The organism is Caldimonas tepidiphila, from assembly GCF_003569765.1.
In the GTDB taxonomy this organism is placed as follows: domain Bacteria; phylum Pseudomonadota; class Gammaproteobacteria; order Burkholderiales; family Burkholderiaceae_C; genus Caldimonas; species Caldimonas tepidiphila.
Window position 1 is genome coordinate 45,591 of sequence record NZ_QXMG01000003.1, and the last position, 13,588, is coordinate 59,178.

The window sequence follows — 13,588 nt, forward strand, 5'->3', positions numbered from 1 at the left end:
TCAGTGGCTCCCGGCCGATCTGACGATCGAGCCCATGATCTTTTCCTGCGTGGCCGCGGCGCCGTCGAATTCGGCGACGAAGCGGCCCTCGTTCATCACGTAGATGCGGTCGCACATGCCCAGCAGCTCCGGCAGCTCCGACGAGATCATCACGATGCACTTGCCCTCGGCGGCGAGCTCGGCCATCAGCGAATAGATCTCGAACTTGGCGCCCACGTCGATGCCGCGCGTGGGCTCGTCGACGATCAGCACCTCGGGCTGCGAGAACAGCCACTTGGCGAGCACGACCTTCTGCTGGTTGCCCCCCGAGAGCTTGCCCACCGCCTGGTGCACGCCGGCGCAGCGGATGCGCAGCCGGCGGCGGTAGTCGCCCGCGACCGCGAACTCTCGGCCCTCGTCGATCACGCCCAGGCGCGAGACGGCGGGGAGGTTGGCGAGCGTGGTGTTGCGCACGATCTCGTCGTCGAGCACCAGCCCGAGGCCCTTGCGGTCCTCGGTGACGTAGGCCAGGCCCGCGGCGATGGCGCGGCCGATGGTCGAGACGTCGGCCTCACGGCCGCGCAGCAGCACGCGGCCCGAGATGCGCTGGCCGTAGCTGCGGCCGAACACGCTCATCGCGAGCTCGGTGCGGCCCGCGCCCATCAGGCCGGCGATGCCGACGATCTCGCCGCGCCGCGCGTGCAGGTTCACCCCGCGCACGACCGGGCGCTCGCGGTGCAGGTGGTGGTGCACCGTCCAGTCGCGCACCTCGAACACCGTCTCGCCGATGCGCGGCGTGCGCTTCGGGTAGCGGTCGCTCATCTCGCGGCCCACCATCGCGCGGATGATGCGGTCCTCGGCCACCGGCTGCCCGCGGCAGTCGATCGTCTGCACGGTGCCGCCGTCGCGCAGCACCGTGATCGAGTCGGCGACGCGCGAGATCTCGTTGAGCTTGTGCGAGATCAGGATGCAGGCGATGCCCTGTGCCTTGAGCTCCAGCAGCAGCTCGAGCAGCGCGGCGCTGTCGCTCTCGTTGAGGCTGGCGGTGGGCTCGTCGAGGATCAGCAGCCGCACGTTCTTCGCCAGCGCCTTGGCGATCTCGACCAGCTGCTGCTTGCCGACGCCGAGGTCGGTCACGAGCGTCGAGGGCGACTCGTCGAGCCCGACCTTGCGCAACAGCTCTCGGGTGCGGGCGTGCACCGCGTGGCGGTCGATCACGCCGGCGCGCGCCGGCTCGTTGCCGAGGAAGAGGTTCTCGGCGATCGACAGCAGTGGCACCAGCGCCAGCTCCTGGTGGATGATGATGATGCCCAGCCGCTCGCTGTCGGCGATGCCGCGGAACTGCCTCGCCTGCCCCTCGAAGCGGATCTCGCCGCTGTAGGAGCCGTGCGGGTAGACGCCGCTGAGCACCTTCATCAGCGTCGACTTGCCCGCGCCGTTCTCGCCCACCAGCGCGTGGATCTCGCCGGCGCGCACCGCCAGCTGCACCCGGTCGAGCGCGGTGACGCCGGGGAAGGTCTTCGTGATCCCCCGCATCTCCAGAACCATGTCCATGTCTGCTCCTGCCTTGGATCGAGGGCCGGCGCGCGCGGGCGCCGGCGCGCCGCTCACTTGACCTGGCCTTCCTTGTAGTAGCCGGTGGCCACCAGCGAGGCCTTCCAGTTGCGCGCGTCGACGAGCACCGGCTTGAGCAGGTAGGACGGCACCACCTTCACGCCGTTGTGATAGGACTTGGTGTCGTTGACCTCGGGCGTGCGGCCGCTGAGCATCGCGTCGATCATGTTGCTCGTGACCTTGGCGAGCTCGCGCGTGTCCTTGAACACCGTGGAATGCTGCTCGCCGCGGACGATGGACTTGATCGACGGGATCTCGGCGTCCTGGCCGCTGACCACCGGGCAGGGCTGCTGCGCGGTGCAGTAGCCCACGCCCTTGAGCGAGGAGAGGATGCCGATGGAGATGCCGTCGTAGGGCGAGAGCACGGCGTGGATCTTCTCCTTGCCGTAGAAGGCCGACAGCAGGTTGTCCATGCGTGCCTGCGCGGCCGCGCCGTCCCAGCGCAGCGTGCCGACCTTGTCCATGCCCGTCTGCTTGCTGCGCACCACCAGCCTGCCGCCGTCGATGTAGGGCTTAAGCACCGACATCGCGCCGTCGTAGAAGAAGAAGGCGTTGTTGTCGTCGGGCGAGCCGCCGAACAGCTCGATGTTGAACGGGCCCTTGCCCTGGGTCAGCCCGAGCCGCTCGACGATCGAGCTCGCCTGCAGCACGCCGACCTGGAAGTTGTCGAAGGTCGCGTAGTAGTCGACGTTCTTCGTGCCCTTGATCAGCCGGTCGTAGGCGATCACCTTGATGCCGCGGTCGGCGGCGCTCTGCAGCGCCTTGGACAGCGTCGTGCCGTCGATGGCCGCGACCACCAGCACCTTGACGCCCTTGGTGATCATGTTCTCGATCTGCGCCAGCTGGTTGGGGATGTCGTCCTCCGCGTACTGCAGGTCGGTCCTGTAGCCCTTGGCGCGGAGCTCGCGCGTCATGCTCTCGCCGTCGGAGATCCAGCGCGACGAGGACTTGGTGGGCATCGAGATGCCGATGGTGCCCTTGTCCTGGGCACGGACCGGGGCGAAGGCGCCGGCGAGGCCGAGCGCGAGGGTGGCGATGAGGATCTGGCGTTTCTTCACGGGATGTCTCCTCCGGATATCGGATGGGGGGAACGGGAGTCCGCGCGGACGCGGCGCCGCCGGCAGCACCGGGCTTCTCGGGGCCCGGCTCGCGCCGGCACGGCAGGACGACGCCCCCGGCAGCCCCTCGCGGGGGCCGGGAGCCGGCTCGCTCAGTGCGAGTGGCGGGGCACGCCGGCGCCGCGGCAGCCCACCAGGAAATCGAAGTCGCAGCCCTCGTCGGCCTGCAGCACGTGCTCGACGTAGAGCTTGCGGTAGCCGCTGGCGTCGGCGGGGTCGGGGCGCTGCGCGGCCTGCCAGGCCGCGAGGCGCGACTGCAGTTCCTCCTCGGGGACGTCGAGGTGCAGCAGCCCCTCCGCGGCGTCGAGCTCGACCCAGTCGCCTTCCTGCACCACCGCCAGCGGCCCGCCCGCGCGCGCCTCGGGCGAGACGTGCAGCACCACGGTGCCGTAGGCGGTGCCGCTCATGCGCGCGTCGCTGATGCGCACCATGTCGGTCACGCCCTGCGCCAGCAGCTTCGGCGGCAGCCCCATGTTGCCGACCTCGGCCATGCCGGGGTAGCCGCGCGGGCCGCTGTTCTTGAGCACCAGCACCGAGTCGGCATCGACCTCGAGCAGCGGGTCGAGGATGCGCTCCTTGTAGTGCTCGAGGTTCTCGAACACCACCGCGCGGCCGCGGTGGCGCAGCAGCCGCGGCGTCGCGGCCGAGGGCTTGAGCACCGCGCCGCGCGGCGCGAGGTTGCCGCGCAGCACGCGGATGCCGCCGTCGGCGACGAGCGGCGCGTCGAGCGGTCGGATCACCTCGGCATTGAAGACCGGCGCCTCGCGCACGTTGTCCCACAGGCTGCGGCCGTTGGCGGTGAGCGCCTGAGGATGCGGCAGCAGCCCGGCCTCGCCGAGGCGGCGCAGCACTGCCGGCAGCCCGCCCGCGTAGTAGAACTCCTCCATCAGGAAGCGGCCCGAGGGCTGCAGATCGACGATCGTCGGCGTGCCGCGGCCGATGCGGGTCCAGTCCTCGAGCCCGAGCGGCACGCCGATGCGACCGGCGATCGCCTTCAGGTGGATCACCGCGTTGGTCGAGCCGCCGATGGCCGCATTGGTGCGGATCGCGTTCTCGAAGGCCTCGCGCGTCAGCAGCTTCGACAGCCGCAGGTCCTCGTGCACCATCTCGACGATGCGCATGCCCGACAGGTGCGCGAGCACGTAGCGGCGCGAGTCCACCGCCGGAATGGCCGCGTTGTGCGGCAGCGTCACGCCCAGCGCCTCGGCCATGCAGGCCATCGTCGACGCCGTGCCCATCGTGTTGCAGGTGCCCGCCGAGCGCGACATGCCGCCCTCGGCCGACAGGAACTCGTGCAGCGTGATCTGGCCCGCCTTGACCTGCTCGGAGAGCTGCCACACCGCGGTGCCCGAGCCGAGGTCGCGGCCCTGGTGCTTGCCGTTGAGCATCGGCCCGCCCGAGACGGCGATGGCCGGCACGTCGCAGCTCGCCGCGCCCATCAGCAGCGCGGGCGTGGTCTTGTCGCAGCCCACCAGCAGCACCACCCCATCCACCGGGTTGCCGCGGATCGCCTCCTCGACGTCCATGCTCGCGAGGTTGCGCGTGAACATCGCCGTCGGCCGCAGGTTGGACTCGCCGTTGGAGAACACCGGGAACTCGACCGGGAAGCCGCCGGCCTCGTAGATGCCGCGCTTGACGTGCTCGGCGATCTTGCGGAAGTGCGCGTTGCACGGCGTCAGCTCCGACCAGGTGTTGCAGATGCCGATGATCGGCTTGCCCTCGAACTCGTGGTCGGGGATGCCCTGATTCTTCATCCAGCTTCGGTACATGAAGCCGTTCTTGTCGATCGTGCCGAACCATTGCGCCGATCGGAGCTTGCTCTTTGCCATGGGGAGTCGCGGGGTAAGCCTGGAATGTTTCCAAATTTATAGTAATACAATTGAATGGATTAACTAGGTGAAACCCTTGATATCCGGCAATGCTCATCAATTTAGTATTACTACTTTAGACACCTTTGCTGACACTTCCCCGCCCACCCCTTCCGGAGACCGACCCATGCCCGACTACGCCCGCTACCCCAGCCTCGTCGACCGCTGCGTGTTCGTCAGCGGCGGCGCCACCGGAATCGGCGCGAGCCTCGTCGAGCACTTCACCGCGCAGGGCGCGCAGGTGGCCTTCGTCGACATCGACGCCGGGGCCGGCAGCGCGCTCGCCGCGCGGCTGGCCGGCGCACGCCACGCGCCGCTCTTCGTGGAGGCCGACGTGTGCGACATCGCCGCGCTCGAGCGCGCGATCGAGGCCGCGCACGGGCACTTCGGCCCGGTGCGCGTGCTGCTCAACAACGCCGCCAACGACCGCCGCCACGAGGTCGACGCGACCACGCCCGAGACCTGGGACGCGGGCATCGCGGTCAACCTGAAGCACCAGTTCTTCGCGGCGCGCGCCGTCGCGGCGGACATGCGCCGCGCCGGCGGCGGCTCGATCGTCAACTTCGGCTCGGTCAGCTGGATGCTCAAGCAGGCCAATCTGCCGGTCTACGCCACCGCGAAGGCCGCGGTGCAGGGCCTCACGCACAGCCTCGCGCGCGAGCTGGGTCCGCTCGGCATCCGCGTCAACACGCTGGTGCCGGGCTGGGTGATGACGGACAGGCAGCTGCGCCTGTGGGTCGATGACGCCGCGCGCGCCGAGATCGCGCGCGGCCAGTGCATCAACCGCCCGGTGCTGCCCGAGCACGTGGCGCAGATGGCGCTCTTCCTTGCCGCCGACGACAGCGCGATGTGCACCGGGCAGGAGTACATCGTGGACGGGGGCTGGGTGTGACGGCGCAGCTGCTGGTCGACTCGCGCTCGGTGCTCGGCGAGTGCGTGCTGTGGTGCGAGCGCAGCGCCGTGCTGTACTGGACCGACATCGAGGGCGCCTGCCTCTACGGCTGGCAGGCGGCCGACGGCTTCGTGCGCTGGTGGCGCATGCCCGAGCGGCTCGGCAGCTTCGCGCTGTGCGAGCGGCCGCACCAGCTGCTGCTCGGGCTGGCCTCGGGCATCGCGCTGATCGATCTGGCGCGCGAGGCGATGACGCCGGTCGTGCCGGTGGAGCCCGGGACGCCGACGACGCGCATCAACGACGGCCGCTGCGACCCGCAGGGGCGCTTCGTGTTCGGCATGTTCAACCAGGCCCCGGACGGCGCGCCGCTCGGGCACTTCTACCGGGTGGACGCCGAGCTGCGCGTCGAGCGGCTGCCGCTGCCGCCGGTCTCGGTGGCCAACAGCATCGCCTTCAGCCCCGACGGCTCGCGCATGTACTTCACCGACTCGCCGACGCGCGAGATCCGCTGCGCCGCCTACGACGCCGCGGGGCGCATCGGCACGCCCCGCGTGTTCGCGCGCCTGGGCGCCGGCGAGGGCGAGCCCGACGGCTCGGTGGTCGACGCCGAGGGCGGGCTGTGGAACGCGCAATGGGACGGCGGCTGCGTGGTGCGCTACGCGCCCGACGGCAGCGAGTCGGCACGGCTGGCGCTGCCCGCCTCGCGCCCCACCTGCCCGGCCTTCGGCGGTCCGGGGCTCGACCGGCTGTTCGTCAGCACCGCGCGCACCGGGCTCGACGCGGCGGCGCTGCGCGGTCAGCCGCACGCGGGCGGCGTGTTCGCGCTGTCGCCGGGCTGGCGCGGCCTGCCCGAGCGCCGCTTCGCGACCCGGCTGCGTCCCTAGGCCCCCGGGAGCGGCCCCGCCGCGGCGCGCTCGCCGGGCTCGGTGCCGCCACGCTGGCCGCGCCGCTGCCGCCGGCCGCCCTGGGGCTCGAGCCGGCGACGCCCCACGACACCGTGCGGGCATCACATCCGGGATAATCTGCCCCCATGAGCATCACCATCAAGACCGGCGCGGACATCGAAGCCATGCGCCTCGCCGGCCGGCTGGCCTCCGAAGTGCTGGACGTCCTCACGCCGCACGTCAAGCCGGGCGTCACCACCGAAGAGCTCGACCGCATCGCGCACGAGCACATCGTCAACGTGCAGGGAGCGATCCCCGCGCCGCTGAACTACCAGCCGCCGGGCTACACGCCCTTCCCGAAGTCGATCTGCACCTCGGTCAACCAGGTCATCTGCCACGGCATCCCGGGCAACAAGCAGCTGAAGAACGGCGACATCGTCAACATCGACGTCACCGTCATCAAGGACGGCTGGCACGGCGACACGAGCCGCATGTTCGTCGTCGGCGAGGGCTCGATCGCCGCGAAGCGCCTGTGCCAGATCACCTACGAGGCGATGTGGCGCGGCATCCAGAAGGTGCGCCCGGGGGCGCGCCTGGGCGACATCGGCCACACCATCCAGACCTTCGCCGAGAACGCCGGCTACTCGATCGTGCGCGAGTTCTGCGGCCACGGCATCGGCCGCAAGTTCCACGAGGAGCCGCAGGTGCTGCACTACGGCCGCCCCGGCACGCTCGAGGAGCTCAAGCCCGGCATGGTCTTCACGATCGAGCCGATGATCAACGCCGGGCGGCGCGAGATCCGCACCATGCCCGACGGCTGGACCATCGTCACCAAGGACCGCTCGCTGTCGGCGCAGTGGGAGCACACCGTGCTCGTCACCGACGACGGCTACGAGGTGCTGACGCTGTCCGAGGGCTACCCGCCGCTGCCGGAATTCATGCAGGCCTCCGCCTCCGCCTGACGCGCCGCTCGCCATGGATGCCGCCGCCTGCGTCGCTCCGCCCGCCCCGGATCTGCGCGCGCAGTTCAGGCGCGGCAAGACGGACCTGATCGAGGCGTTCAAGGCCGCGCGGCCCGGCGCCTCGGCCGCGTCGCGGCTGCTGAAGTCGCTCGCACGCCACGTCGACCGCACGCTCGCCGAGCTGTGGACGCGCGCCGGCCTGCCGCGCGGCACCGCGCTGCTGGCCGTCGGCGGCTACGGCCGCGGCGAGCTCTTCCCCTTCTCCGACGTCGACGTGCTGGTGCTGCTGCCCGACGACTCCGTGCTCGAGGCCGACGAGGCGCTGAAGTCGGCGGTCGAGGGCTTCATCACCGGCTGCTGGGACATCGGGCTGGAGATCGGCTCGAGCGTGCGCAACGTGCGCGAGTGCCTGGAGGAGTCGGCGCACGACGTGACGGTGCAGACCGCGCTGCTCGAGTCGCGGCTGCTGTGCGGCTCGCGCCCGCTCTACGAGCAGTTCGGCGCGGCGTTCGCGGCGGCGCTCGACGCGCGCGCCTTCCTGCGCGCCAAGACGCTCGAGATGCAGCAGCGCCACCGCAAGTACGAGGACACCCCCTACTCGCTCGAGCCCAACTGCAAGGAGAGCCCGGGCGGGCTGCGCGACCTGCAGGTGATCCGCTGGGTGGCGCGCGCCGCGGGCCTGGGCAGCAGCTGGTCGGCGCTGGCGGCCTCGGGGGTCGCGACGCCCTTCGAGGTGCGGCAGCTGCAGCGCCACGAATCGATCCTGAACCTGATCCGCGCGCGGCTGCACGTCGTCGCGGGCCGGCGCGAGGACCGGCTGGTGTTCGACCTGCAGACCTCGGTGGCCGAGAGCTTCGGCTACACCGGTGGGCGCGGCAAGCGCGCGTCGGAAGAGCTGATGCACCGCTACTACTGGGCCGCCAAGGCGGTGAGCCAGCTCAACCAGATCCTGATGCTCGACATCGAGGAGCGCGTCAACGGCATGCGGGACGTGCCGATGCGCCCGATCACGCCGCAGTTCTTCGACCGCGGCGGGCTGCTGGAGGTGGCGAGCGACGACCTCTACGAGCGCGACCGCCACGCGATCCTGCGCACCTTCCTCGTGTTCCAGCAGGAGCGCGGCATCGAGGGGCTGTCGGCGCGCACGCTGCGCGCACTCTACCACGCGCGCGAGCTGATGGACAGCGGCTTCCGGCGCGACCCGGCCAACCGCGCCACCTTCATGGAGATCCTGCGCCAGCCCGAGGGCCAGACGCACGTGCTGCGGCTGATGAACCAGACCAGCGTGCTCGGGCGCTACCTGTGGGTGTTCCGCCGCATCGTGGGGCGCATGCAGCACGACCTGTTCCACGTCTACACGGTGGACCAGCACATCCTGATGGTGGTGCGCAACATGCGGCGCTTCTTCATCCCGGAGCACGCGCACGAGTACCCCTTCTGCAGCCAGCTCGCCGCGCACTTCGACCGGCCCTGGGTGCTCTACGTCGCGGCGCTGTTCCACGACGTCGCCAAGGGCCGCGGCGGCGACCACTCGGAGCTCGGCGCGGTCGAGGTGCGGCGCTTCTGCCGCGACCACGGCATCGAGCGCGAGGATGCGGCGCTGATCGAGTTCCTGGTGAAGGAACACCTGACGATGTCGCGCCTGGCGCAGAAGGCCGACCTGAGCGATCCGGACGTGATCGAGGGCTTCGCGCAGCGTGTGAAGACACCGCGCACGCTCACCGCGCTCTACCTGCTGACGGTGGCCGACGTGCGCGGCACGAGCCCCAAGGTCTGGAACGCGTGGAAGGGCAAGCTGCTCGAGGACTGCTACCGGCTCACGCTGCGCGCGCTCGGCGGCGCGCGGCCCAACCTGCACGCGGTGATCGAGAGCCGCAAGCAGGAGGCGGTGCAGCTGCTGAACCTGCACTCGATGCTGCCGGGCGCGCAGGACGCGCTGTGGAACACGCTCGAGCTGAGCTACTTCGTGCGCCACGAGGCGAGCGACATCGCCTGGCACGCGCGCTCGCTGTCGCGCCACGTGAAGTGCGACAAGCCGATCGTGCGCGCGCGCCTGTCGCCGGTCGGCGAGGGGCTGCAGGTGCTGGTCTACGCCGCGGACCGCCCGGACCTGTTTGCGCGCATCTGCGGCTACTTCGACGGCGCCGGCTTCTCGATCCTCGACGCGAAGATCCACACCACGCGCGCCGGCTACGCGCTCGACACCTTCCAGGTCGTCGCGCCGCAGCTCGACCACCACTACCGCGACCTGATCTCGCTGGTCGAGACCCAGATGGCGCATGCGCTCGCCGCCGAGGGCCCGCTGCCCGAGCCGAGCCGCGGCCGGCTGTCGCGGCGCGTCCGCAGCTTCCCGGTGCAGCCGCGCGTGACGCTGCGCCCGGACGAGCGCGCGCAGCACTGGCTGCTGAGCGTCTCGGCGAGCGACCGCAACGGGCTGCTCTACTCGATCGCCCGGGTGCTCGCTCGTCACAAGGTCAACCTCCAGCTCGCCAAGGTGACGACGCTCGGCGAGCGCGTCGAGGACACCTTCCTGATCGACGGCCCGGCGTTGCAGCAGAACCGCACGCAGCTCGAGATCGAGAGCGAGCTGCTCGACGCGCTGGCCTGAGCGGGCCGCGCTGCCCGCCCTGCGGCTCAGTCGTCCGTGCGCGCGTCGAGACCGGGGAACAGCACCTCGGTGAAGCCGAAGCGGCTGAAGTCGCGGATGGGCATCGGGTAGAGCCGCCCGATCAGGTGATCGCATTCGTGCTGCACGACGCGGGCGTGGAAGCCCTCGGCCTCGCGCTCGATCCGGACTCCCTGCGCATCGAAGCCGCCGTAGCGGATGCGCCTGAAACGCGGCACGATGCCGCGCAGGCCCGGCACCGACAGGCAGCCCTCCCAGCCCTCCTCCTCCTCGTCCGACAGCGGCTCGATCACCGGGTTCACCAGCACCGTCGGCGGCACCGGCGGCGCCTCCGGGTAGCGCGCATTGCGCTCGAAGCCGAAGATCACGACCGCGAGATCGACGCCGATCTGCGGCGCGGCCAGCCCCGCGCCGTTGGCCGCATGCATCGTGTCGAACAGGTCGGCGACGAGCGCGTGCAACTGCGGCGTGTCGAACTGCTGCACCGGCTTCGCGACGCGCAGCAGCCGCGCGTCGCCCATCTTCAGGATCTCCCGTACCGCCATTTCCCTCTTCCTCCCGATAGAACAGCGGCGCTTCAGGCCGGCGAACGCCACAGCCAGGCGGCGCCGCGCACGCCCGACGAGTCGCCGTGGCGGGCCGGCCGCAGCGGCGTGTCCACTATGTCCGAGAACACCCAGGCGCCCCAGCGCCGCGGCAGCTCCTCGTAGAGCTCGGCGACGTTGCTCATGCCGCCGCCGAGCACGATCACGGACGGATCGAGCACGTTGATCACGTGCGCCAGCGCCCGCGCGAGCCGCGCCGCGTAACGCTCGAAACTCGCGCGCGCCGCCGCATCGCCGGCGCGCATCGCGGCGACGATCTGCGGCGCGGTCGTCGCCCCGCCGTGGCGCCGCGCATGGTCGGCGGCGAAGCCGGGGCCGCTGAGCCAGGTCTCGATGCAGCCGGCCTGCCCGCACCAGCAGGCCGGCCCGGGCAGCTCGCCCTGCGCGGCGTCGGGCCAGGGCAGCGGGTTGTGGCCCCACTCGCCGGCCACCCCGTTACGGCCGCTCCAGTCGCGCCCGCCGATCGCGATGCCCGCGCCGACCCCGGTGCCCAGGATCACCGCGAACACCAGCTCCTCGCCGGCCCCGGCGCCGTCGACCGCCTCGCTCACCGCAAGGCAGTTGGCGTCGTTGCGCACCCGCACCGCGCGGCCGAGCCGCGCGGCGAGGTCGGCCTGCAGCGGGTGGCCGTTGAGCACCGTCGAGTTCGCGTTGCGGATCAGCCCGCCGCGCGGCGACGGCGAGCCGGGGATGCCGACGCCGAGTGGCAGACGCCGGCCGGCGAGCCCGAGCCGCGACTCGGCCAGCGCCACCAGCGAGGCGATCGCGTCGAGCGTCGCGGCGTAGTCGCCCGCGGGCGTGGGCAGCCGCTCGCGCAGCAGGAAGGCGCCCGAGGCGTCGAGCGCGGCGATCTCGATCTTGGTGCCGCCGAGGTCGATGCCGAGCAGCGGTGCGTCGTCGCAGGAGGCCTCGTTCATCGCTCCTTCCCCCTTCAGCCCGCCAGCAGCGCCTTCAGACCGTCCTCGTCGAGGATCGGGACGCCCAGCTCCTGCGCCTTCGCGAGCTTGCTGCCGGCTTCCTCGCCGGCGACCACGTAGTGCGTCTTCTTGCTGACCGAGCCCGCCACCTTGCCGCCGGCGGTCTCGATCAGGTCCTTGGCCTCGTCGCGGCTGAGCGTCGGCAGCGTCCCCGTCAGCACCAGCGTCTTGCCGAGCAGCGGCCGCGGCGCGTCGCTCGCGGTGCCCTCGCCCTCCGGCCACTCGACGCCGGCGGCACGCAGCTGCTCGACCACCTCGCGGTTGTGCGGCTGGTCGAAGAAAGTGCGGATGCTCTGCGCGACCACCGGCCCGACGTCCGGCACCTCCAGCAGCTGCTCGACGCTCGCGTCCATGATGCGGTCCAGGCGCCCGAAGTGCCGCGCGAGGTCGCGCGCGGTCGCCTCGCCGACATGGCGGATGCCGAGCGCGAACAGGAAGCGCGGCAGCGTCGTGTGCTTGCGCTGCTCGAGCGCGGTGACGAGGTTCTGCGCGCTCTTGTCGGCCATGCGCTCGAGCGCGGCGAGCTTGGCGACGCCGAGCCGGTAGAGCTCGGGCAGCGTGCGGATCAGCCCGCCGTCGACGAGTTGGTCCACCAGCCGCTCGCCCAGGCCCTCGATGTCCATCGCGCGGCGCTGCGCGTAGTGCAGGATGGCCTGCTTGCGCTGCGCGGCGCAGAACAGGCCGCCGGTGCAGCGCCAGTCCACCTCGCCCTCCTCGCGCGCGATGTCGCTGCCGCAGACCGGGCACCTGCCGCCGAGCCGCTGGTAGAGGTCGAAGGGCTCGCCGGCGTCGGGCGGGCGGCGGTCCGGCACCACCGCGACCACCTCGGGAATCACGTCGCCGGCACGACGCACGATCACCGTGTCGCCGACGCGCACGTCCTTGCGCCGCGTCTCGTCCTCGTTGTGCAGCGTCGCGTTCGTCACCGTCACGCCGCCGACGAACACCGGCACCAGCCGCGCCACCGGCGTGAGCTTGCCGGTGCGGCCTACCTGTATGTAGATATCATCGACCTGCGTCAGCTGCTCCTGCGCCGGGTACTTGTGCGCCACCGCCCAGCGCGGCTCGCGCGTGACGAAGCCCAGGCGCTGCTGCAGCTCGAGCCGGTTGACCTTGTAGACCACGCCGTCGATGTCGAAGGGCAGCGCGTCGCGCTGCGCGCCGATGCGGCGGTGGAATTCCGCCAGCCCCTCGGCGCCCTGCACCACCGCGCGCTCGCGGCTGACCGGCAGGCCGAAGGCGTCGAGCGCGTCGAGCACGCCGGAGTGCGTGCCGGGCAGCGTCCAGCCGATCACCTCGCCGAGGCCGTAGGCGAAGAAGCTCAGCGGCCGGCGCGCGGCGATCGCCGGGTCGAGCTGGCGCACCGCGCCGGCGGCGGCGTTGCGCGGGTTCACGAAGGTCTTCTCGTTGGCCTCGCGCTGGCGCGCGTTCAGGCGCTCGAAGTCGTCGCGGCGCATGTAGACCTCGCCGCGCACCTCCAGCACCTCGGGCGCCACGCCCTGCAGCCGCAGCGGGATCTGGCCGATGGTGCGGATGTTCTGCGTCACGTCCTCGCCGGTCTCGCCGTCGCCGCGCGTGGCGGCCTGCACCAGCACGCCGTTCTCGTAGCGCAGGTTGACCGCGAGGCCGTCGAACTTCAGCTCGCAGGCGTACTCGACGGGCGGCTCGGTCTCGGCCAGGCCCAGCTCGCGGCGCACGCGCGCGTCGAAGTTCGCCGCGCCGCTGGCCAGCGTGTCGGTCTCGGTGCGGATGGAGAGCATCGGCACGCGGTGGCGCACCGGCGTGAAGCCCGGCAGCACCTTGCCGATCACGCGCTGCGTCGGCGAGTCGGGCGTGCGCAGCGCGGGGTGCGCCTCCTCGAGCGCCTGCAGCTCCTGGAACAGGCGGTCGTACTCGGCGTCCGGGATCTCCGGGTCGTCGAGCACGTAGTAGCGGTGCGCGTGGCGGTGCAGCAGCTCGCGCAGCGCCGCGACGCGCTCCTCGGGGACCGCGGGGTCGGGCGGGGCGTCGAAGAGGCTGGATTGTTCGGTCATGTGAAAGGGTAAGGGTGTCGGGGCCGCACG

Annotated in this window: 10 protein-coding genes; 4 read left to right on the forward strand and 6 right to left on the reverse strand. The window is 71.5% G+C overall.

Annotated features, from left to right (window positions below):
• The 3 genes from mmsA to D3A59_RS07000 all read right to left on the reverse strand — a co-directional run bounded on the left by mmsA (window position 1) and on the right by D3A59_RS07000 (window position 4,540).
• Entirely contained in the window at window positions 1–1,533 is a 1,533-nt protein-coding gene (gene mmsA, locus D3A59_RS06990; protein WP_119154197.1) for a multiple monosaccharide ABC transporter ATP-binding protein, read from the reverse strand.
• 53 nt (window positions 1,534–1,586) lie between these two features.
• Window positions 1,587–2,651 carry a multiple monosaccharide ABC transporter substrate-binding protein gene (gene chvE, locus D3A59_RS06995; RefSeq protein ID WP_119154198.1) on the reverse strand — a complete coding sequence of 355 codons (1,065 nt, stop codon included), beginning with the start codon at window positions 2,649–2,651 and terminating at the stop codon, window positions 1,587–1,589.
• 152 nt (window positions 2,652–2,803) lie between these two features.
• Window positions 2,804–4,540 carry an IlvD/Edd family dehydratase gene (locus D3A59_RS07000; RefSeq protein ID WP_119154199.1) on the reverse strand — a complete coding sequence of 579 codons (1,737 nt, stop codon included), beginning with the start codon at window positions 4,538–4,540 and terminating at the stop codon, window positions 2,804–2,806.
• 166 nt (window positions 4,541–4,706) lie between these two features.
• Here D3A59_RS07000 and D3A59_RS07005 point away from each other — a divergent pair, with 166 nt between their 5' ends.
• The 4 genes from D3A59_RS07005 (at window position 4,707) to D3A59_RS07020 (ending at window position 9,925) form a co-directional block, all read left to right on the forward strand.
• Complete coding sequence (locus D3A59_RS07005) at window positions 4,707–5,471, forward strand: SDR family NAD(P)-dependent oxidoreductase (RefSeq protein ID WP_119154200.1); 765 nt, start codon at window positions 4,707–4,709, stop codon at window positions 5,469–5,471.
• Complete coding sequence (locus D3A59_RS07010) at window positions 5,468–6,355, forward strand: SMP-30/gluconolactonase/LRE family protein (protein ID WP_119154201.1); 888 nt, start codon at window positions 5,468–5,470, stop codon at window positions 6,353–6,355. Before D3A59_RS07005 ends, D3A59_RS07010 begins: the two co-directional genes overlap by 4 nt.
• A 146-nt stretch (window positions 6,356–6,501) precedes the next feature.
• Window positions 6,502–7,317 (forward strand): type I methionyl aminopeptidase, encoded by an 816-nt coding sequence (gene map, locus D3A59_RS07015; protein ID WP_119154202.1) that lies wholly within the window; start codon window positions 6,502–6,504, stop codon window positions 7,315–7,317.
• 13 nt (window positions 7,318–7,330) lie between these two features.
• Window positions 7,331–9,925: a [protein-PII] uridylyltransferase gene (locus D3A59_RS07020; protein ID WP_119154203.1), complete on the forward strand. Its 2,595-nt coding sequence runs from the start codon at window positions 7,331–7,333 to the stop codon at window positions 9,923–9,925.
• Between the two features lie 26 nt (window positions 9,926–9,951).
• Here D3A59_RS07020 and def read toward each other — a convergent pair whose 3' ends face one another.
• The 3 genes from def to ligA are packed head-to-tail and all read right to left on the reverse strand — an operon-like array spanning window position 9,952 to window position 13,558.
• Window positions 9,952–10,488, reverse strand: a complete 537-nt coding sequence (gene def, locus D3A59_RS07025; RefSeq protein WP_119154204.1) for a peptide deformylase — start codon at window positions 10,486–10,488, stop codon at window positions 9,952–9,954.
• Window positions 10,489–10,520: 32 nt separating this feature from the next.
• A complete protein-coding gene (locus D3A59_RS07030; RefSeq protein ID WP_119154205.1) occupies window positions 10,521–11,465 on the reverse strand; it encodes an ROK family protein in 945 nt (314 codons plus the stop codon).
• A 14-nt stretch (window positions 11,466–11,479) separates the two neighbouring features.
• Window positions 11,480–13,558, reverse strand: a complete 2,079-nt coding sequence (gene ligA, locus D3A59_RS07035; protein WP_119154206.1) for an NAD-dependent DNA ligase LigA — start codon at window positions 13,556–13,558, stop codon at window positions 11,480–11,482.
• Between the last annotated feature and the right edge of the window lie 30 nt (window positions 13,559–13,588).